Raw genomic sequence first — 21,420 nt, forward strand, 5'->3', positions numbered from 1 at the left:
TTTTGCCTGATAGAAATTTCTTAAGCTACTTTATTGTTTTTCAGATAGCCTGTTAATAGTGTTGCAATAGTGAGTCCGGCCATTATAGCATACATCAAAGCACCATGGTGCAAGTTAAATAAGTTACTAACAAATGCATCTCCAGTAATCATCTCACCAGCAGTCCAAGCAAGAATACCAGCTCCAATATATGCTATCCACGGATGTTTTTCAAGAACTCGTACAATTAATTTCGAGCCGAAAATCATGATCGGAATGCTAATTGCAACACCTAGTGCAATCATACCAATATGTCCATGCGCTGCACCTGCAACTGCTACAACATTATCAAGGCTCATAACAGCGTCAGCCACGATAATTGTACCTACAGCTTTCATCATAGTACCTGACAACTTAATATTAGCTTCAGGCTCATCATCAACCAGTACATGATACGCAATCCATAATAAGAGTGCTCCTCCAATTGAATGTACATACGGGATCTGTAATAAGTATACAATTAAGATTGCAAATAATATGCGTAAGAATACTGCCCCACCAGTACCGATGAATATTGCCTTATTCTGTTGATGTTTTGGTAACCCCTTTGTCGCCATAGCGATTACAATCGCATTATCACCGGATAATACGATATCAATTGCAATAATCTTAAACAAAGCTATTATCGATTCAGATGTGAATTCAATTCCTAACAAGGTTGCTGCCACCTTTCTACAAGACCGATTATATTATACTATTTTATGTATAATTGTAAAGCGGACTAAGAAGAGATTTCATATGGCAATTTGGAGTATATAAATGAGTAGTTATCTTCCGTTTGCATAAGAAAGATTTTAATAACTTTTTATCTTACGTTCTCATCCATATGAACAAAAGGCAAGTCTGTGTCAACCTCTCCTAAAATACGTTTTGTTGTAATTGTTTCACCACGTAACCATGCTGCGAAGTCAAAGACAACAGGTTCCCGATCACCACCTAAAGCGAACCAGGCCTTTAAGCTTTTCGGGAAATATGCTGCAGTATGAATTGTTCCCGACCAGTTTTTATATTGATTAGAAAAAACACCCTTATCTGTATCGTTCAACATACGAAATGCCTGATAAGCATCTGTAGCATTCTGTTGTTGTTTCTTAATTGCATTCATTCGTTTGTACGAATCATCCAAGTGATGACGATTTTCATCCTTCATTATTTCAAAATGATTTGTGCAAACATTTGATTGACGTACTTCCACCCCTCTTGGTGTTGCTTCAACTACAAACGTTTGCTCGTTTTTATCCAGTACAATGTAGCTAAAAGAGTGACGATGCGGAATTTCCTTGAGCATTGAAACTGCCTGATTTACATCCGCACAGCTTTCCAAAATAAGCCGTCCAATCATATTACAAATAAACCCATCACCAGGCTTTTTGCGGTGCATAAAATTATAGCCCAAAGCAAGGCCTTTTTCATTCATCCCATCCATGCGACCAGTTATCCGCTGCGAAGGACCAATTAGAGCATAGCCATAATCACTTGGCTGAAATATAGTGTACCGTCCTTCATACGTTTTTGGATGATAATCATAATTGCGAACCATATAATCATTCCCTGTAAAAATGGAACACCCACTTTTTACGTATTCCAGCCTGTATCCACCAAAGTCCTGAAGAATATCTTGCATATCCCACTCAAGTGCATCCTGCATGCCTAGCAGTTCATCCCAGATCCCTGGAGCAAATCTTTTTATTGCTTGCTTTACTTCATTTATATCAATTAAAAATCGTGGTTTACGCACCCTCCATTGCTTCTTGCGATTTTTAACGGTTAATGAATTTTTCAAAAGTTCTCCCTGTTTATATCCGAAATCATAATGTGTGCCTTTAAATTGCAAAATATCACTATATATTCTTTTCAAAAATAACCCCAATCATGAAACCTAATTCATTTAATTACGTATGTATATATGTAACATATCACAACATAGGAGCTGAAATCATGATAGGAATCTTAACAACTACTATTTTATCATTCATATTATATGTGGTACTAGCTGGTATTCTTATAACACAGAATAACAAATCAAAAGTAGTCACCAGTAAAATTGCAGGAATCATATTTGTTGTCCTTTTTATAATCGGTGGAATTATGAACTATGTTATTCTGCTGCCACTTACCGTACCAAATATGGTGATTTCCAATATTGCAATAGCAGGTGCAGGAATCTTTTTGGTATACGGAATGACTTCCAGCAAAATACAAAAGAAAGCGAAAGGAACGTATGAATCTGTATTAGGGCTAGTCATTATCCTTGCTGTATTGGCTGTTCCAACTTTAATCGTATTAGGAATTCTAACGCTGGATGACACGTATGAGTCAATTGAAAAAGAAGATGTAGAAGAAGCAAAGCCGTTGGATGAGGATGCTACCCCAATTGCGGTATCACCTGAGTTCGCGCGTAATAAAATCCAAAAATCCATGGGTGTCGTACCTAACACTCAGTTTTACGATCTGGGTAAATTACAAGTCCAAAAGATTGACGATCAAATTATGTTTGTTGCTCCCCTTGAGTTCACTGGTTTTTGGAAGTATTTCCGCGGAAAAGAAACGGAAGGCTTTTTCACAATATCTGCAACCAACATCAATGCTCAGCCAGAGTTTATCGATAGTAACATGAAGTACACCAATTCCAGTTACTTTAATCATAATGTTCAACGTACTATATATGGAGCTTATCCAAACTATATTCCAGGAGGGGAAGCCCAAATTGAAGTAGATGAAGATGGTAAACCATGGTATGTTCAAACATTATATCAACCAATTGGTTTAACCAATAAGCCTAATATGCAAAAATTGCAAGTAGCCATCGTTGACCCTGTAACGAGTGAAATAAGTAAATACAAAGTAGAGGAAGCACCGGAATTTATTGATGGATCAGTTAGTTCTGAAGTCGCAACAGATCAAAATGAGTATTTCGGAAAGTATGTTCACGGATGGTTAAATTCCCTCTTTGGTAAGAAAGATGTAAGAATTCCGAATGAATCAGGGACCGAAAGCAGTGTAACTCCTATTTTTGATGAACAAGGAGATATGTATTACTTTACCGATATGGCATCACCAAGGGAAAATATCGATTCTGCATTAGGTTATACACTAATAAATGCTCGCACAGGTTCACTAACTTATTATAACGGCGAGAAAAACAATGGGATTATGGATAGTAAAGGTGCTAAGGAAATCGTAAACAAACAATATCCGGAAAAGAACTGGACTGGATCTATGCCGATACTCTATAACATTGATGGAAATCCAACATGGGTTGTTAATGTTCTTGATCCAAATGGGCTATTCAAGCAGTATGCTTATATCAAAGCAGATGACGCTGACTTTGTTGTGTTTGGCGAAGCGGCAAGAGAAACATTAGAGTCATATCGACTCCAGCTCGCTCAAGACCCAAGTAATGTGGAAGCATCTGATGAAACAGCTCTTGAGACAATCCGTGGTGAGGTTAATCGTGTACTTGTAACGACACAGGAAACAGGTCAAGTTATTCAGTTCTTATTAAAAAATGACAAGACTATCTATACCGTTAATGCTGGGAAAGCACCACTATCCTTATTCCTGCAAGAAGGAGATAACGTAAAACTCGAAGCCAACATAAGGGATAATGGAACTGGTATTGTTGATTCAATAGAAATTGAGCAATTGATGGAGTAAGGAAGTTTATATTTCTTTAAATGCATTAAATGAGGCTAAGACAAAAGTGTTTTAGTATAGAAAACTTGGCTTATCGCCAAGCCTTAATGGCGAAAGCCTTATGCAGTAAGAAAGGATTTATACTTTCTTATCTGCCAAAGTAAAATCCGAACTATGATTCGAAAATTCTTGAAATAGAATTCGAATCAGTTCGGATTTTTTGTTGCTGATTAGAGGCTGAGGTGTTCCCTGTGGCTAAGAAGCAATGTCACAAGAAGCATTGAATAATTTACGAGATAAAGTAAGCAAAACCCAGCGGAGGAAATACACGGAGACTCCTGTGGGAGCTGAGGCCTAGATGAGACTGCGCAGCGACGTAGGAGCAAGGAGGCTCATCAGCCGCCCACGGAAAGCGAAGTGTATTTCCGGAGCGGCATAATAGCAATCAAACTTTTTAAAATGTATTTCGTAATATACATCAACTACGTATTAGATCCAACCATTAATAATCAACGTTCTAAACATCCTATCCTTTTATTAGCCGTATTTAAAGTGGAAAGGTTCAGTTATGCCCCGGCCACATCTTTTATTTCTCTTGCATTTCTTCAACTAACACCGAAAGTTCTTCCCAGCGTTCCATTTTTGCTTGTAGCTTATCTTCAGCTTCCTGCTGCTGCTCATAGAACTTTTGTACTTTTTCAAGGTCACTTCCTGCGTTATTAATACCTTCCTGGATTTCCTCAATTTCAGCTTCCAATTCGGTTATCTCATCCTCAATTGTTTCCCATTCCTTCTGATCTTTATAGGACATCTTTTTCCGATTCTGTTGCTTTCTAGGCTTTTCCTTAACATAAGCAGACGATTGTGACTCTTTTTGTTCTGTTTCATGCTCCAAAAACTCGCTGTAATTCCCCTGATAACGCTCAATGGATTCATTATTTTTAAACACCAGTAAATGATCAACAACTCGATCCAAAAAATACCGATCGTGGGAAACAGTAATTACAACACCAGGGAATTGATCCAAATATTCCTCAAGTACGCCTAACGTTTGGGTATCCAAATCATTTGTTGGCTCATCTAGAAACAATACATTAGGCTCGGTCATAAGTACTTTCAATAAATAAAGGCGCCGTTTCTCCCCGCCGGAAAGTCTGCTAATGTATGTCCATTGCTCGGAACGTGAGAATAAGAACCTTTCTAGCATCTGTTCGGCAGTAATTTCTTCACCGCCTTTTGTATGAACTACTTGTGCAACTTCCTTAATATAATCAATCACCCGCATACTCGTATCGAGTTCTTCTTCACCCTGGGTATAATAGCCAATTTTTACTGTTTCTCCAATTTCGACTTCTCCCTTATCAGGGTGGACGCGTTCAGCCATAATATTCAGTAACGTTGTTTTTCCGGAACCATTCGGCCCAATAATACCAAGGCGTTCTCCAGGAACAACCAGATAATCAAAGTCATGTATTAGTTCTTTGCCTTCATATGATTTTTCTATCCCCTGCACTTCAATGACCTTTTTGCCCAGACGCGTAGAGCCAACTTGGAATGAAACATTTTGTTTACTAGTATTAAAGTTCTTTTCCTGCATGTCATTCACACGTTCAATACGTGCCTTTTGCTTGGTCCCTCGTGCTTTAGGTCCACGTTTCAGCCAGGCAAGCTCTCTCCTCAGAGTATTTTGGTGTTTTAACTGATCACTAGCCTCAAGGGCCTCGCGCTCTGCTTTTTTCTCCAGAAATAATTCATAATTTCCTTCATATACATATAGATTGCCGTTATCGAGCTCATAGATATGATTTGTCACACGGTTTAAAAAGTAACGATCATGGGTGACAAGCAACAATGCTCCTTTATACGTAACTAAAAACTTCTCGAGCCACTCTACTGTTTCATTATCCAGGTGGTTTGTCGGCTCATCCAAAATCAATAAATCTGCAGGCTGAATAAGTGCTTTGGCAATAGCCACGCGCTTTTTCTGCCCACCGGATAATTCAGTAACATTTTTATGAAAGTCAGTAATTCCTAGCTTTGTCAGAACTGTTTTGGCAGAAGTATTAGCCTCCCATGCTTCCTGTTCATCCATTTGCTGTTGCATTTTGAGCAGACGAGACTGTGCCTTTTCACTAGCTGAGTCTTGTTCCAAGGCCTGAAGAGCTGTTTCATATTCTCGCATAACCTTCATTATTGTTGATTCACCATAGTAAATTTGTTCAATTACTGTCAGATTTGGATCGAGTTCCGGGTCCTGTGCCAAGTACTCAATTTGGTAATCTTTTGCATGTTTAATCGTCCCTTTTTCAGGTGTATCTATTCCTGCAATAACCTTTAAAAAAGTCGACTTACCAGTGCCGTTTACACCAATCAGCCCAATCCGGTCATTTTTTATAATTGTACATGTAACGTCCTTAAACAATAATTTATCGCCATATGATTTATATAAATTTTCGATAGTGAGCATAACATTACCTTCCTATTGTTGAATCCTCGTCACCTTTACGGTCTTTTAATATCTTCTTCATAAAAATAATGATTAAAAATAATAGCCACGATGTTCCCATATAAAATATTACCTTGCTTACCTGGTCCATTTCTTGGAAAAAGAAAGCCATACCTATCCAAATAACACCTAACCCTAAGATTTGGTACCCTAAAAATTTAATATCTATCTCCCCTTACAAAGATATTCAGATGCTGGCTGTCAGTCAACTTCAATTTCCTTCACAACATTTGCTGTCTCAATTGCCGCTACTGCTGCATCTGCACCTTTATTTCCTGCTTTTGTACCTGCACGCTCAATAGCCTGTTCAATTGTTTCGGTCGTTAATACACCAAAAATCACAGGCTTACCAGATTGAACTGATGCATTTGATACGCCTTTTGCTGCTTCATTGCATACATAATCAAAATGTGGAGTGGAGCCCCGAATTACAGTACCTAGCGTTATAACTGCATCATAATTATTATTCATCGCCATCTTTTGGGCAACTAAAGGGATTTCAAATGCACCCGGAACCCAAGCGACATCAATATTTTCTTCATGTACACCATGTCTTTGAAGCGTCCCAACAGCCCCGTCCAGTAACTTACTTGTTATAAAATCATTGAAACGTGCGACAACTATACCTATCTTCAAATCTGTACCTACTAGCTTTCCTTCAAACGTTTTCCCCATTATAATCATCTCCTTTAGTTATTATGAAAGTTGAATAAGTGGCCCATTTTATCAAATTTTGTATGCATGTATCGTTCATTTTCTTTTCGAGTACCCGTTTGGATTGGAATACGCGCACCGATTTCTATTCCATACGACGAAAGTGCAGTCATTTTTTTCGGATTGTTGGTTAACAAATCCACCTTTTTCACACCTAAGTCCTTTAAAATCTGTGCACTTAAATCATATTCCCGTAAGTCTGGTGCAAATCCTAATTGTTCATTTGCCTCAACCGTATCCATTCCAGCATCCTGCAGCTGATATGCTTTAAGTTTATTAATTAGCCCGATTCCCCGGCCTTCCTGGCGCATATACACTAAAACACCTGCACCTTTTTCATTAATCTTATTCAAGGCTTCATGTAATTGTGGTCCGCAATCACAACGGTAAGAACCAAATATATCACCAGTTAAACATTCTGAATGAACTCTCGCCATCACCGGCTCTTCAGAATGAATATCACCTTTAACAAGCGCAACATGCTCTTTATCATCCAGATCATTTGTATAGCCGTATACTTTAAACATCCCAAATTCAGTAGGCAGAATTGTTTCAACAGCACGAGTTACATGAACTTCATTCTGCTTTCGGAAAGCCTTCAAGTCTTCAATTGTGATGAATTTAAGATCAAATTTTTCAGCCATTTGCTTCAAATCAGGTACACGTGCCATTGTTCCATCATCATTGATAATTTCACAAATCACACCTGAAGGAAACGACCCACTTAACGCTGCTAAATCAACCGATGCTTCTGTATGACCAGAACGGGTCAATACGCCACCATCCTTCGCAACAAGTGGAAATACATGCCCAGGCTGTTTAAAATCAGCCGCTTTTGTTTCTGGATCCAGCAAAGCTCTAATTGTCTTGGATCGTTCTGCCGCACTAATACCGGTTGTTGTATCGACATGATCAATACTTACAGTAAAAGCAGTTCCAAATGGGTCACTACTCTGGCTTGTCATCATAGGCAAGTTGATTTTTTTAGCTAAATCCGCTTTGATTGATGTACATACTAACCCTTTTGCATGGGTGATCATAAAATTGATTACTTCTGGTGTAGCCTTTTCAGATAAGGCAACAAGATCTCCCTCATTTTCTCTATCCTCATCATCAACTACGATTACTGGTTTTCCTGCTTGCAGATCTTTTAACGCTTCCTCTATTTTGTTAAACATAGTCTCCACTTCCTTCGCTTAAATAAGTCCATTTCTATTTAGGAATGCTTGATTAAAACCATCTTTATGATCGTTCAATTGATGATTAAGTAAATTTTGCACATGTTTTGCGAGCATATCACATTCAATATTCACCACATCGCCCTCGTCTTTTTCCCCTAATACAGTTTCTTCTACAGTATGCGGGATAAGCGATATCGTAAATGTACTTTGCCCAACGTCAAATACAGTCAAGCTAATACCATCTACAGCAACAGAACCCTTCATCATAAAATATTTCACTAGTTCTTCCGGTATCTCTATATCATAATAAATAGCATTTTCCTGCTTTTGCTTCCGGGTAATTTTCCCCGTGCCATCAACATGGCCAGATACAAAGTGTCCACCAAAACGTCCATTAGCAGCCATTGACCTCTCCAGGTTAACATTTGATCCTTCTGTTAACGCATTTAACGAAGTAGATTTTATCGTTTCCGGCATAACATCGACTTGAAAATTAGTTGAAGAATAATTCGTGACCGTTAAACAGATTCCATTTACTGAAATACTGTCGCCAATATGAACATCTTCCATAATTTTGGTTGAACTTAACGTCATTTCCACTGACTGCTCTGAAACACGTTTCATTTTTTCAACGGTGCCCATCTCTTCAATTATTCCTGTAAACATCTGCTTCTTCCTTTCCGAGTTCCGCAATAATTTTTATATCCTTATCAATCATTTCTACATCCTTAATATCCAAGGAAAATGTATCTGCCATCGATTGAAATCCATTGCCTTCAATGGATGTTGGAGCTGTTTTACCACCAATAAGCTTCGGCGCGATGTAAGTTATCAATTGATTAATTCGCCGTTCTTCCAAAAAAGAACCATTAACCGTAGCTCCACCTTCCACAAACAATGACATTATTCCTTTAGATCCTAGATCATATAGTACATTTTCGATAGTTAATTGCTCCATTCGAACAATGACAACTCCGTTTTTCTCCTTAAATGGTGCCACTTCTTTCTCCGTGACATCCTTCCCGGTAAAAAGCCATGTATCTGCTTCTTGATCATTTATAACAGCAGCATCTAATGGTGTGCGGAGTGATGTATCCAGAATAACTCGTGTTGGATTCTTCCCATCGTTTGGGATACGCGTTGTAAGACTCGGATTATCAGCAATAACAGTTTCCACACCAACAAGAATTGCATCATGTGTATGGCGATAGTGATGTACATCGAGTCTTGCCGCTTCTCCAGTTATCCATTTGCTGTCACCAGTTACAGTGGCCGTTTTGCCATCTAAACTAACAGCGGACTTCATTGTGACATAAGGAGTTTTGGTATTTGTATAATGAAAAAAAACACTGTTTATTTCTGCAGCTTCTTTTTCCAAGACACCAAGCTCCACTTCTATGCCGGCTGCCTGCAGCTTTTCAATCCCGCGTCCAGCTACTTTTTCATTCGGATCTGTAACAGCAATGACTGCCCGACTAATTTCTTTATTAACAATAAGATCGGCACAGGGTGGTGTTCTGCCATGGTGACTGCAAGGTTCAAGTGTGACATAAATCGTCGCACCTTTTGCCTTATCACCAGCCATGTTCAGCGCATGCGCTTCTGCATGAGCTTCACCCGCTTTTAGATGTGCACCAAACCCTAGCATTTCTCCATTTTTGACAACTACAGAGCCCACTGGAGGATTAGGACTTGTTTGACCAGATACTGTCTTTGCAAGGTTTAAAGCAATATTCATATAATATTCATCGTTCATGTCTAGATCCTCCCTATAATAACCATTTAAAAATGCCTCTGAATAAGCTTCAGAGGCAAAAGGGTAGAATTTTTTAGTATAGCGCATCTTCAAAATGTTTGACTAAAAATGAATACAATTAGAAAACTTGGCTTTTCGCCAAGTCTTAATGGCGAAAGTCTAAGTTGCACTTATGCAGTAAGAAAGGATTTATACTTTCTTAATTGTCACATAAGATTGCCTAATCATTTTTAGTAAAACATGCGAACTACCTGAAAAATTCCTTCTCCCATCCAGACTATAACTGTCGGCTCTGGAGTTTCACCAGATCCACCGCTTGGTTTTAGCAATTCTAACAGCTAAGGACCGCACGGGTCACGGACTAAGAAGTATGCACTTCATCACCGCCGATTGGGAATTTCACCCGACCCCGAAGGAATATTACGTATTTGGTTCATAAATAGTATAGCACTGAACATTTTGGAAATGCAAAAATATAGCTTATGGTATGCCTCTTACTATTACAATCGAATGCGAGCAGCAAAAAGTGTCATGAAAATCATGACACTTTTTTGGTCTGAGATTCGATTATAGGAGTAGAACAACTTAACTTTCATTTATACGTTTTTTTCGTACGCTGTAACCATATAATACAACTCCACTTAACAGCACAATGGCTCCGATTAATAGAAAGTTATACATTGATGTGGCCGTATCTGGTAGGACCTGACCTGCACCTGAAGTTATGGTTTCTTCAGATATGCTTGTCATAGAAAATGTGAATTCAAATTTACTGCTTAACCCTTGAAATTCATTCCCAAGTTTATAAGGCATTAATATTTTAAATCTGATCACTTCTGAATCGCCATTAGATAAGTTACGTTGCTCCAGCGTATTAAAATCTTTCAACATACCATCGAATAATACAGATGATTCGTCTTTAACGGTAAGAAGTAATTCATCGTACAGTTTTTCAGATCCATCAATAAATTTGTTTGTATATTTATACTCAAACCCCTGGTTACCATCGTTTGACACGTTTAATTTTTTCACAGCATAATCACCAGGCTTCATATTATTGAGATTAAATAATATACTGCTGGGGCTAGTTGCTAAATCAATTTCTACACGTTCATTCGCATTACCTTTAGAAGCATAACTATTTATTGGAAAAATCAAAACCAAAGCTATCGTAAGAAACACTATTACCACTTTACTATTTCTCATAAAATCCCCCCAGCCAATGTTAACAATATTTCACATCAGTCATTTATTACTTCTATCTCCACCGGACATCTGAGTTGCTTCGAATATTAAGTCAAGATTTATACGCTCACCTTGGAATTTATTTTGTTCAATAAAAAGACTATCAGGATATTTTTTATCTTTGTTCACAAAGCTTATTTCAATGTCGATACTCACATTAGCACCGGAGTCCAATGCTGTTCCTTCCGACCCCATAATAACTTTATCTGAATTTAAGTCAGCAAGAGTTCCATTGAATACTTTTGTTTCACCTTGTTTAACTAATACATTAAACTGTTCTAAAAAATCCCCCATCGTGTTCACACCATTATCTGGTAACTTTTGATTTGTCTCATCTGTCCAACTTCCTTCTACGACCATCGAACTCAATAAAATTTCTTTAATTGCCAATGATCCGTTGTTTTTTAAAGTTATGGTTTTATTAAAGGACTCTCCAGGTTCCAAATTGCTGAATTCAAATGACGTCTTTTCTTGTCCTGTTAAGGCCAAATCCAACGTTCCTGCAGTAAACGTGTTATCAATTTTTTCTACGTCATTAAACGCTGCGAATGTTCCAGATCCTACTAATGTTAACCCTAGTGCTCCTGCTAAAATAACTGTGCCCATCTTCTTCTTAATATTCATTTCTTATTCCTCCTAAAATTTTTGCCCGCATGGGTATGTTTATTTTTGTAGATCTTCTAATTGTAAATTCAGCGATTTTGTTCTTGATTCAATTTCTTTAATCGTTGCACGAAAGGTTAGAAATGCATAACCCAGTAACAACAATCCCGGTACGATTAAGAGAATTGCCACTCCGATTGGTGAACCAGCATGATTAACTAAGTAGCCTGCATACGGAACGGTGAACCCAGTGTATTTTGAAACTACTTTCTCTGGAGAAACTAGGCTCATGTCAGCATTTTCGTTATTGTCCCCTTTCGTTCTATATAGGGTTACTCCGTCTTTCTTAACAGCTTCAACAACTCGATGTGTTACAAGATTCTTATCTGCTTGTTTAAAGGTGATGATGTCACCTTTTATAATTGCATTTGTGTTGTTGACCCGCTTCACTAAGATGATTGAACCTGTACTAAATTCAGGATCCATTGACCCGGAGAGCACTGTCTTAAACTGATAACCGAAAAGTTGTGGTTCATCACCAGAAATCCTGGATGAAATAACTATTAAAGTCATGGCGATTAACGTTAAAATCAGAAGTGTTGAGATTAAATTGCTTATTCGCTTTATCGTATTCTTTTTCCTCATCTTTTCTTACTCCTCTCCATGCTTCCCCCCAATAGATCAGTCTGCGTTCTTCTCATCATAAAAATCGGTAGTATTCTCTGTATTTGCTTGGTTATTTGGTCCTTGTCCGGCGTCCTCTGCATCAGTATTTTTTGATTTCTCTGTATGTTCTACGCCTTCATCAACTGCTTTTTTGCCCGTGTTATTATTTATTTGTTCACTGGCAGATTTATTGCTTTGTTCTGCCTGCGTATACGAGGCTATACAACTATTGATATCGTCTTGCGTTATTGTAATTGCCTTATTACCCCATATTTCCATCAATGGTCCATCAGGGGTTTCATTATTTGGATCCCCGTGGCCTGGTCGTTGATATGCCTTAAACTTATATTTTCCTGGTTCCAAATCACTAAGATTATCAGGTTCAAATTTTAATATGGTTGATTCACCACTTTTTAATGGTTGTATCACACCTGTATAAACAACATCTCCAAGTCTATTTTTGTTAGGGTCTTTTTCTTGATGATAATGAACATCATACTCTGATTCTCCATTCATATCACCGCCACCACCGTTTATAATACCTGATAATAATCCGGATACATCTCGTTCACAAAAACCATACTCAGCATTATCACCTGAAAACTTCAATGAACTTTTATCCCAATATTCTTCTTCCGGAGGCGGATCTTTTACATCATCCTGCTCCCAGTTAACGTGCAATTTTCCATTAATTTCTTCGATGTCATTAAAACTTGCGTTCGTATGAGTATTGAAATAAGTTCCTGCTATTAGAATGCAGCACCAAATTATAAATAGTTGTATGACAGTAGCAGTTTTATTATTGCTAGTAAGATGTTTCCTCGTCCGTTTTTTCCTCATTGGTCTCCCACCTTTCACAATGTTCTTTTTAATGAACGATTATATTAAAAAAATTTGACCTTGTTCCTACCTGATGGTCTAGTATTTACTATGTAAATATAACAAATCGTTCTATATAATGAACTTTAAATGAAGTATAATTCAAATTACCTAGATTGAAAAACCTCAAATTCATCCATATATTACGATTACGAGCATCTATGTATTTAAAACGCGCATTTTACTCCTCTTTTCTTATTATTTCGTATCTTTTAAAGAACGTTATTTATTTTATATCGAACGAATTTAACAAGAAAGGTAATAATCAAAAAATCAAAGCCCACCAGGTTGCTGGTGATTATTATGGAGAGATTTCACTTAATTATGACGAACCGCTGGAGGTTGATGGCCTGCTTGGGTGTATTGAAGAATACAAAGCGAAGGGGGAGGAGGTCTCCTATTATCATTAAGGCTTTTTTTCTTCAAGCTGGCGATCCCCCCGTAGAGAGGGGTTGTATGAACGAGGAGGCTCTGGGTCCCATCTTGGCACTGCGATCACTCGACCATTGAAGACATTTACGCCAACTGAACGAACTCACGCCGTGTATGGTTGTGGAAAGCGAGCACATTTCCCATTCCTTAACCGAACTGCATATGTTCCGTTACGCTAGTGGTAATGTAAACCAGAAAGTGTTTGTGTTTTTTTCGGAAATCACTCCGATTTGTCCGCCATGCCGGTCTATTATTTCTTTAGCTATAGCAAGCCCAAGACCGCTTCCACCTGTTTTACGGCTTCTGGATGTATCTAGTCTATAAAATCGTTCAAATATATTTTCCCGTTCAGATTCTGGGATAAATGCACTTGGACCACTTACTACAATTCGATAAACAGAATTTTGCTGTTCGCCAAGTACATGAATTCCACCCTCACCATTGTAATACTGGATTGCGTTTTCTAACAGGTTACTTATAATTTGCTGAATACCTTCCTCATGAATATGTAACTTACATGAAGAAACATTTACAGATAAGCCAATATCTTTTTCCTCCATTTGCAACTGAAACATTGCAACACACTGATTAATCAGATTAGCAATATCGACTTCTCTACTATGGGAATAGGTTTGGGAAGTTACATAATCCCATTCCTTAAGTTGTTCCAACTGCTCTATCATAACTGTGAGACGTTGTGACTCCTGATACAACGCCTTGTAAAGATCCTGATTCCCTTGAATATCGCCTCGTTCCAATGACTGAAGATATCCATTTAAATTAGTTAAAGGCGTACGAAATTCATGTGATAGATCAGATACAAGCTTTTGGCGGTGTTGTTCGTTTGTATGCAGTTGTTGAATAAGAGCATTAAATTGTACAGCAAGCTCGCCTACTTCATCCTGGGATGTCACCTCAACAGGATCTGGATAATTGCCTTTTTTTAATTGCTTAGTGGATTCTATTAAGCTGCGAATTGGTCTGATTAGTTTTTTTGTCATATAAAAATGCAATAAACTCCCCGTAACAATCGCTGTAATGATAAAGATCCACAGGTAATTAAATAGCGTTGCATTGAATTGCTGCTGGCGTTGTTCCTCCAACCCACCCATGGCGTCCACTAAAAAACAAGCAGTATTATAAGTTGCCAGTCCACTCACGACAATTGCAGAAGCAACAACAAGGAAATTTAACGCAGATAAACGCCATAAGAATCCTTTAGGAAGTTTTGATATAATCCGTTTACGTATTGACAAACTTATACCCCATTCCCCGAACAGTCTGGATACGCTTGGGTTTGGATGTGTTATCCTCAATCTTTTCCCTCAGTTTTTTGATATGCGCATCAATCGTGCGATCCAGCACAGTATGATCAGCATATGGATATATTTGCATGACTAATTGTTCACGGCTAAGCACCATGTTCGGATTTTGCATTAAAAAATAAAGAAGATTAAATTCATATTTCGTTAGCTTAATGAATTTATCGTAAAGAAGTACTTCACCTTTTCTGGGCTTAATACATAACCCGTCATATACAATTTTTTGGCAAAATTGACCTGTACGTCGCAATACTGCTTCGACGTGTGCCATGAGTTCATTCGGATCGAAAGGCTTCGTGACATAATCATCTGCTCCCATTTTCAGCCCATCAATCTTATCTTCAATCTTCGCTTTTGCTGAAAGCATTATAATAGAAACCTCATTACGTTCCTGCGCACGTACCCATGCACAGAAATCTTCACCACTAACTTTAGGCAACATTAAATCAAGAATTACCAAACAAGGATGGTGTTTTAGAAATACACTTTTTGCTTCCTCACCATCAGCGGCTTCTACTACATCATAATCATTTTTTTCCAAATGTATTTTTATTAGTTCACGAATCATCATATCGTCTTCAACGACTAAAATCGTTTGTTTCATGTTGAACACCTCTTTTCTATTTTAAACTAAAAAGAGGATCTATTTCATCTTTTCAAACTCCTGGACCATTAATTCATAATTCATAGCACCTAATGCCTTATACTGAATCCTTCCGTTCGAATCAATCATGTATGAAGTGGGAATAGGCTGTATTTGGTATCGATTTGCTACTTCTACTTTCTCGTCCATTAATATTGGAAATGTCAGTTCAAACTTTTCCACAAAATCGGTTACATCACTACTCGTGCTCTCTGTTTCAGTAAGATTAATCGCTAAAATTGTAATATCTTTATTTTGATGGAATTTCTCCATATCAGGCATCTCCGCGCGGCAAGGCGGACACCAAGTTGCCCAAAAGTTAACAAGAACTCGCTGACCACGATAATCAGATAGCTTTACTGTCTCTCCTTTTAACGTTTTCAGTTCAAAATCAGGTGCCATATTTCCTATTTCAAGTCCTACTTTATTGTTACTTTCACTTTCTCCACTAGCACTTTCTTCTTTAGTGTCTTCCTCTACAACGTAATCTCCACTATCTGCCGTTTCTTCAGAGCTGTTTAGTAGATCGTATACCGCCCAGGCAAGCATCCCGGTAATTATGAGAATTACTATTATTTTTTTCATAATTATACCTCCAATTTTCATCCTAAATTAGAAAACCACGTATCCTGAACAAGCCTGCATAGAAAAAATTGAAATACGTGTCATTCGCATTCGCCAAGCTAAATTGTCAAACCCTAAGCAGCACCATTATGAAACGTTCCTTCTATTGTGATAAGTTAACAGTGCCAAGCTTATGACAACAGTAGCTATTAAGAACCAACGATCCATCATATAGCCAAATAATGTTGTAAAAGGCAGTATAAAGGATAGAAGCAATTGCCCCAAACTCCACCCGACAAAGAAACCGCCTGCTGCTGAAAGTGATGATATTTTCTCGTGCACGAATACATAAATAAAAGTCAATACTATGAGTAAGAGCAAATGCCCCCATGCTAAAGTACTGTCATTCCACATAATATCGATAAATTCATATACAAACGATGCCCCTAAGAAAACTGGAACAAATGATGCCAGTAAAGGAATTGTATCGGTATTCTTCCGTTTTGCCTTATAACCAACATTTATTATCAGAAATAAAACTGCCACGTAAAAGGCGTGTGAATTACTAGGGTACGCTAGTATGGCGAGTGGATCTTCGACAAATACAGATAAGTTTAAAAGGACCTTTCCAATCCATATAAAAATGACAAAATTAATAAGTAATGATATTATTTCTTCCAATTGTTGCTTTTTCTTTGTTTTCGTTAATGGGCTAATTATGTAAAAAAACAATAGACCAGATAGAACACTTATTACAATAATCGCAACGTTAGTTAACACCCAAGCTGATGGCATAGTATGACCTCCATGTTCCATTTCGTTATTTATTATAAAGAAGTTATGTGAAAGTTTGATGAAAAATTTAATTTTCTTATTCAAATAAATCAGTTTATGAAATTAACCCAACTATTTAAGCAATACATACATCTGCTATAATACTGTTAAAATAACAAAGATATAAGGAGTGATTCAGATGCAGCTACCAAAAGGTAAGTCCAATTGCATTACCGATGTCATAGGTGTGCAGGTTGGACATGTAACTTTGTACGAGAAACTGAATGAACAAGATACAGTTTGTACTGGTGTTACTGCTATCTTGCCCCATAAGGGTAATATTTTTTCAAACAAGATACGTGCAGCAAGCTCGGTTATTAATGGATATGGAAAAACTGCAGGCCTTGTCCAAGTCGAGGAGTTAGGCTTAATTGAATCACCAATTATGCTTACGAATACGCTCAGTGTAGGAACTGTCTGGCAAGGAACTCTCCAGCATATGCTCAATGAAAATAAAGAAATCGGTGACTCAACAAGTTCACTCAATATCGTTGTTGGTGAATGTAATGACAGCTACTTGAATTCAATTCGACTGCAATCCGTGAAGCCTGAGCACGCGATTCAAGCCATAGAGAGCGCTACCAGTAATCCTGTTGAAGAAGGTGCAGTTGGCGCAGGGAAAGGAATGGTGTGCTTCGGATATAAAGGCGGAATCGGCACAGCATCACGACTTGTAGATACGTACACTGTTGGCTGTCTCGTATTAAGCAATTTTGGCAAACGGGATGATGCCTTATTTGCAGACTTCGGAAGTAGCGTGAAACTGGATACACCTGACGGATCAATTATGATGGTTATAGCAACCGATGCACCGCTATATGACCGGCAGCTGAAACGGCTTGCCAAACGATGTGCAGCGGGACTGGGCAGAACTGGAAGCCATATTGACAATGGCAGCGGCGATATAGCAATTGCTTTTTCCACAGCGAATACATATAATCATAACGCTACTGTACAGCTTGAGTCGATGTCATTTTTACGTGATGATCACCCTATTATGAATAAACTTTTTCAAGCAGTAATTGAAGTGACTGAGGAAGCTGTTATTAGTTCACTGAAAAATGCCGATACAACGGATGGACGAAATGGGCGAGTTGTGGAGAAAGCGCCACTCGGTTTGTAAACTTTATCGGTTCTATGTCGAACTTTATCTATTCCGTGTCGATGTTTATCTATTGCGAGTCGACTATTATCGTTTTGTTGTCGAACTTTATCGATTCCGCATTTGGCATTCGCTAGCCTCTAGCCACACTTATGCATTAAGAAAGAGGCTCTTTTATAAAAGAACCTCTTTGATTAATGCTTTCTTCATGGATTCAGCTGAATAAGTTTCTGGTAATGTCAGCATAACGAATTTATTGTTAAAGCGATTAATTTCATTTAGTTTGTCGTCAATGGTATCTGCTCCTTTTTCCCCCTGAATGTGTTTCGTTGCGCCAATCATTTCATTTATTTGAGAAATAATAGGACGCTCACTTGTTGGTGCATAATTCACGTCATCACATTTTTTCAAATATGTTTCTACAACTTTTTCAGCAAATCCCTCAGCCAATAGATTTTCACGTATTCCTTCTTTCACTAGTGAAGAAAACTGACTAAATTCTTTTTTTCTGAGACTTCCTATAATAAAGTTATAACGTGTGCTGTTATTCATAACGATGCAGTATTTTTTTCGATTATAATAAAACAAATGTGCATGCCATGAATACAGTGGTTCGTTGTCTACTATCTGTTCTTTAGATGTTTTTATTTTTAATTCATCGGCTAACTTTTTCGTACATTGAATTTGTAAAATATGAAACACACCTCCTATGGAATACTATTTTGATTTTGCAAAAAATGACCCTGGAACATCTGCTTCAAACCGCATTAACTTACCTGACGTAGGGTGATTGAAGGACAATACCTTCGCATGAAGGCCAAGCCTCCTGATTTCATTCGTTTTGGAGCCATATTTTTTATCACCTACAACTGGATTCCCCAGATCCTGCATATGAACGCGGATTTGATTTTTTCGCCCGGTTTCAAGTTGTACTTCAACTAGTGAGAAATTTTTGTTCGATTGGATTACATTGTAATGTGTAATTGCATGTTGTCCGTCATTTTTATTGGGGCTGGAATATACCAGATGTGTACTGCTTTCTTTCAGCCACGATGATATGTAGCCTTTCGCTTTTTTTACTTCCCCTTCGACAAGTGCAACATATGTACGTTCTTTAACATTTTCCTTCCAGGCATCCTGCAAGGTCCGCTTAACCTTCTCATTCTTAGCAAACATCATAACCCCTGATGTATCTTTATCAAGGCGATGCACGACGAAGATTCGGTTTTTAGGATCTTCACGGCGCACATACTCCATCAATTGATGGTGCGCAGTTCGTTCCTTTTCTTTTTGGGTAGCAATGGAAAGTAATCCAGCTTCTTTGTTGATGACGATGATATCTTCATCTTCATGGACAATACTCATACCAATTAATGCACTCTCTTTAACGGAAGCCTTATTTTTTAAAATAGTAACGGATTGTCCTGGGTGAAGTGCATAATTATACTGTGTTTCCATATGCTCATCGACTGTTACCTGACCGCGCGCTAGAATTGACTTAACTGAGTTCCGACTGCGGCTGGGCATGACTTTTATCAAAAATTTTAAAAGCTCAATAGGCTCCTCCACTGTGTATACAAGTGATTTTTCGTCTTTCGTGGTTTGCTGGTTTTTTGGCATGTACATATGCTCCTCTATGTAATTATCTAATCTTCATCCTTTACATCCGGATCTTCCGGAAGTGGTTCATTCAGGTAATCTTGAATCATTTTTTTATAATTATCCATTTGCTCTAGATGTGTACTAAATTGTTCTTTGTTAATAAGGTATCTATCCCCATCATAAACAGAGCGTATACGACCTTGCAGTACAAACGTTTTAACTTTTGATTCTTCAATTGATAAATATTCAGCTGTTTCCTGGATAGTTAAGTACATATTATTGGTTCCCTTTTCAGTGATTTTATTTTTGATTAATCTTATCATAGGAAATATTGAGCCCATTCAGCCAATCAAAAATGGCTTCCTTTGCATCATTTTGTTCAAATGTATGCCATTCATCATCAATTCCAAGTTCAATAACTTTGTCTTTAAAATTTCGAAATGGCTTTCTACGGTTCAGTACATTAATCAATTTCTCAGCTACAGCGGCTTCATGCTCTTCTGCAAATCTAACCATTGAATCATATGCTTCCGTTGACGTAATTTGTGGAATTGGTAAAAGATTGTCCGTTGCGTCCTCGTCATCCCAGTCAATTTCTGGTTCTCCTGTTAATGATTCAGGAGCATCCATTAGAACTTGTCCGTTTTTTATATCCAATGCATAATTAATTTCAAGGTCGTTATGCAAATACGCATCAATTAACTCGTTGATTAAATCCATAATCTCTCCTGCTAACCAGCCAGCACATCGTGATACTCAGGTGTTTTCTCTATTTTATTTTTTGTATATGAGCATGTTGGGTCAATTTTCTTTCCCTCTTCTCTAGCATACGTAACAACTTTATCAACTAACTTCCCTGCTACACCTTGTCCACGAAGCTCATCAGACACATATGTATGGTCAACAACCAATACGTTGTCACCTGATGGCTCAAAAGTTATTTCACCTAATGGATTTTGTTCATCTTCTCCTACATAAAATTTGCTTTCACCTTTTTTAATTGTAGTCATTAATTAGCCTCCTCTGAGTTATGTTCTTGTGATACCGATGGCTTCCTTTTTTTAAAATTATTAAATAGCACTTCTACCTTATTAAATGCCCATTGCAGTGCTAAACCTTGTATTGCAATCCCTATTATGGATATTCCTGTTAAAATCCAAATTGAAACCTGACCCTCGATTTCAAAGACACGATGACCGAAAAAAAGTAAATACCCCAATATTACATACAATGCATCATAGTATGCGACAATCGAGCTCTCCAAGTTCCAAATAATGAAGGATGCTGCAATTAATAATGATAGTAATATTGATACAATTAGTGATTTGGATTGAATAGTAAGCTTTTCGGCATATGGCACAATGTAGTACTTGGCAATAGTTTTGATCCGAAATAAATAGATAACTCTTACCACCCTGGCAACCTGGAAAAACTGATCGAATGGGATAATTGCTATCAGAAGAAATGGATTTTGTTTGATGAAGTCCCACTTCTTCTTTGCAGTCAGTAATCGAAAGAAGAAGTCAATAAAAAAGACACCCCATACAATCCAATTGATTGTTGAACTGTATGTGTTTTCAGTCCATAGTGTAATGATTGTAAGCATAACGAGCAGAATCATAATACTCTCATATGCTATTTTCGCCATTTTCTGCATAACATATCCCTCTTCAAATTTCCTCTTAACCTATTATAT

General features: G+C 37.7%; 24 protein-coding genes and 1 riboswitch. Of the genes, 3 read left to right on the plus strand and 21 right to left on the minus strand.

What is annotated here, in order from left to right:
- Window positions 1-20 precede the first annotated feature (20 nt).
- Window positions 21-686 carry a TerC family protein gene (locus J2Z82_RS05355; RefSeq protein ID WP_209479870.1) on the minus strand — a complete coding sequence of 222 codons (666 nt, stop codon included), beginning with the start codon at window positions 684-686 and terminating at the stop codon, window positions 21-23.
- A 158-nt stretch (window positions 687-844) separates the two neighbouring features.
- The gene (locus J2Z82_RS05360) at window positions 845-1,897 is read right to left on the minus strand and encodes a C45 family autoproteolytic acyltransferase/hydrolase (protein WP_209479756.1); all 1,053 of its coding nucleotides are present in this window, start codon (window positions 1,895-1,897) and stop codon (window positions 845-847) included.
- Window positions 1,898-1,977: 80 nt separating this feature from the next.
- Between J2Z82_RS05360 and J2Z82_RS05365 the strand changes: the two genes are divergently transcribed.
- Window positions 1,978-3,696 (plus strand): ECF transporter S component, encoded by a 1,719-nt coding sequence (locus J2Z82_RS05365; RefSeq protein WP_209479757.1) that lies wholly within the window; start codon window positions 1,978-1,980, stop codon window positions 3,694-3,696.
- A 565-nt stretch (window positions 3,697-4,261) separates the two neighbouring features.
- On the opposite strand, the gene J2Z82_RS05370 is transcribed toward J2Z82_RS05365, so the two are convergent.
- The 9 genes from J2Z82_RS05370 to tapA all read right to left on the minus strand — a co-directional run bounded on the left by J2Z82_RS05370 (window position 4,262) and on the right by tapA (window position 13,186).
- Window positions 4,262-6,142 carry an ABC-F family ATP-binding cassette domain-containing protein gene (locus J2Z82_RS05370; RefSeq protein ID WP_209479758.1) on the minus strand — a complete coding sequence of 627 codons (1,881 nt, stop codon included), beginning with the start codon at window positions 6,140-6,142 and terminating at the stop codon, window positions 4,262-4,264.
- 240 nt (window positions 6,143-6,382) lie between these two features.
- Window positions 6,383-6,856, minus strand: a complete 474-nt coding sequence (ribH, locus tag J2Z82_RS05375; protein ID WP_209479759.1) for a 6,7-dimethyl-8-ribityllumazine synthase — start codon at window positions 6,854-6,856, stop codon at window positions 6,383-6,385.
- A gap of 14 nt (window positions 6,857-6,870) precedes the next feature.
- Window positions 6,871-8,073, minus strand: coding sequence for a bifunctional 3,4-dihydroxy-2-butanone-4-phosphate synthase/GTP cyclohydrolase II (locus J2Z82_RS05380; RefSeq protein ID WP_209479760.1), 1,203 nt, complete (start codon window positions 8,071-8,073; stop codon window positions 6,871-6,873).
- 18 nt (window positions 8,074-8,091) lie between these two features.
- Window positions 8,092-8,742: a riboflavin synthase gene (gene ribE, locus J2Z82_RS05385; protein WP_209479761.1), complete on the minus strand. Its 651-nt coding sequence runs from the start codon at window positions 8,740-8,742 to the stop codon at window positions 8,092-8,094.
- Entirely contained in the window at window positions 8,723-9,832 is a 1,110-nt protein-coding gene (gene ribD / locus J2Z82_RS05390) for a bifunctional diaminohydroxyphosphoribosylaminopyrimidine deaminase/5-amino-6-(5-phosphoribosylamino)uracil reductase RibD (RefSeq protein ID WP_209479762.1), read from the minus strand. Before ribD ends, ribE begins: the two co-directional genes overlap by 20 nt.
- A gap of 256 nt (window positions 9,833-10,088) precedes the next feature.
- Window positions 10,089-10,253, minus strand: a riboswitch (FMN riboswitch).
- Between the two features lie 164 nt (window positions 10,254-10,417).
- Window positions 10,418-11,038 (minus strand): LPXTG cell wall anchor domain-containing protein, encoded by a 621-nt coding sequence (locus tag J2Z82_RS05395; RefSeq protein WP_209479763.1) that lies wholly within the window; start codon window positions 11,036-11,038, stop codon window positions 10,418-10,420.
- Between the two features lie 39 nt (window positions 11,039-11,077).
- Complete coding sequence (locus J2Z82_RS05400; protein ID WP_209479764.1) at window positions 11,078-11,701, minus strand: TasA family protein; 624 nt, start codon at window positions 11,699-11,701, stop codon at window positions 11,078-11,080.
- Window positions 11,702-11,740: 39 nt separating this feature from the next.
- Window positions 11,741-12,325: a signal peptidase I SipW gene (gene sipW / locus J2Z82_RS05405; protein WP_209479765.1), complete on the minus strand. Its 585-nt coding sequence runs from the start codon at window positions 12,323-12,325 to the stop codon at window positions 11,741-11,743.
- A 36-nt stretch (window positions 12,326-12,361) separates the two neighbouring features.
- Entirely contained in the window at window positions 12,362-13,186 is an 825-nt protein-coding gene (gene tapA, locus J2Z82_RS05410; RefSeq protein WP_209479766.1) for an amyloid fiber anchoring/assembly protein TapA, read from the minus strand.
- Between the two features lie 200 nt (window positions 13,187-13,386).
- On the opposite strand from tapA, the gene J2Z82_RS05415 reads away from it, so the two are divergent.
- Window positions 13,387-13,635 (plus strand): hypothetical protein, encoded by a 249-nt coding sequence (locus J2Z82_RS05415; RefSeq protein ID WP_209479767.1) that lies wholly within the window; start codon window positions 13,387-13,389, stop codon window positions 13,633-13,635.
- Between the two features lie 192 nt (window positions 13,636-13,827).
- Here J2Z82_RS05415 and J2Z82_RS05420 read toward each other — a convergent pair whose 3' ends face one another.
- The 4 genes from J2Z82_RS05420 to J2Z82_RS05435 form a co-directional block, all read right to left on the minus strand.
- The gene (locus J2Z82_RS05420) at window positions 13,828-14,913 is read right to left on the minus strand and encodes a sensor histidine kinase (RefSeq protein ID WP_245251124.1); all 1,086 of its coding nucleotides are present in this window, start codon (window positions 14,911-14,913) and stop codon (window positions 13,828-13,830) included.
- Window positions 14,900-15,583 (minus strand): response regulator transcription factor, encoded by a 684-nt coding sequence (locus J2Z82_RS05425; protein WP_209479768.1) that lies wholly within the window; start codon window positions 15,581-15,583, stop codon window positions 14,900-14,902. Before J2Z82_RS05425 ends, J2Z82_RS05420 begins: the two co-directional genes overlap by 14 nt.
- A gap of 39 nt (window positions 15,584-15,622) precedes the next feature.
- On the minus strand, window positions 15,623-16,207 hold the full coding sequence (locus J2Z82_RS05430) for a peroxiredoxin family protein (RefSeq protein ID WP_209479769.1): 585 nt from the start codon (window positions 16,205-16,207) through the stop codon (window positions 15,623-15,625).
- Between the two features lie 126 nt (window positions 16,208-16,333).
- Complete coding sequence (locus J2Z82_RS05435; RefSeq protein WP_209479770.1) at window positions 16,334-16,981, minus strand: hypothetical protein; 648 nt, start codon at window positions 16,979-16,981, stop codon at window positions 16,334-16,336.
- 178 nt (window positions 16,982-17,159) lie between these two features.
- On the opposite strand from J2Z82_RS05435, the gene J2Z82_RS05440 reads away from it, so the two are divergent.
- A complete protein-coding gene (locus J2Z82_RS05440; protein WP_209479771.1) occupies window positions 17,160-18,143 on the plus strand; it encodes a DmpA family aminopeptidase in 984 nt (327 codons plus the stop codon).
- A 153-nt stretch (window positions 18,144-18,296) separates the two neighbouring features.
- Here the strand turns inward: J2Z82_RS05440 and J2Z82_RS05445 are convergent, their stop codons facing one another.
- The 6 genes from J2Z82_RS05445 to J2Z82_RS05470 are packed head-to-tail and all read right to left on the minus strand — an operon-like array spanning window position 18,297 to window position 21,381.
- Window positions 18,297-18,824 (minus strand): DUF6933 domain-containing protein, encoded by a 528-nt coding sequence (locus J2Z82_RS05445; protein WP_209479772.1) that lies wholly within the window; start codon window positions 18,822-18,824, stop codon window positions 18,297-18,299.
- Between the two features lie 15 nt (window positions 18,825-18,839).
- Window positions 18,840-19,742, minus strand: a complete 903-nt coding sequence (locus J2Z82_RS05450; protein ID WP_209479773.1) for an RluA family pseudouridine synthase — start codon at window positions 19,740-19,742, stop codon at window positions 18,840-18,842.
- A gap of 26 nt (window positions 19,743-19,768) precedes the next feature.
- Entirely contained in the window at window positions 19,769-19,999 is a 231-nt protein-coding gene (locus J2Z82_RS05455; protein WP_209479774.1) for an excisionase family DNA-binding protein, read from the minus strand.
- A gap of 25 nt (window positions 20,000-20,024) precedes the next feature.
- Window positions 20,025-20,444, minus strand: coding sequence for a UPF0158 family protein (locus J2Z82_RS05460; protein WP_209479775.1), 420 nt, complete (start codon window positions 20,442-20,444; stop codon window positions 20,025-20,027).
- A gap of 11 nt (window positions 20,445-20,455) precedes the next feature.
- Window positions 20,456-20,734: a GNAT family N-acetyltransferase gene (locus J2Z82_RS05465; RefSeq protein ID WP_209479776.1), complete on the minus strand. Its 279-nt coding sequence runs from the start codon at window positions 20,732-20,734 to the stop codon at window positions 20,456-20,458.
- Window positions 20,734-21,381, minus strand: a complete 648-nt coding sequence (locus J2Z82_RS05470) for a transporter (RefSeq protein ID WP_209479777.1) — start codon at window positions 21,379-21,381, stop codon at window positions 20,734-20,736. The genes J2Z82_RS05465 and J2Z82_RS05470 overlap by 1 nt, the downstream gene beginning before the upstream one ends.
- Window positions 21,382-21,420: the final 39 nt, after the last annotated feature.

This window comes from Virgibacillus litoralis, from assembly GCF_017873675.1.
Classification (GTDB): domain Bacteria; phylum Bacillota; class Bacilli; order Bacillales; family Amphibacillaceae; genus Lentibacillus; species Lentibacillus litoralis.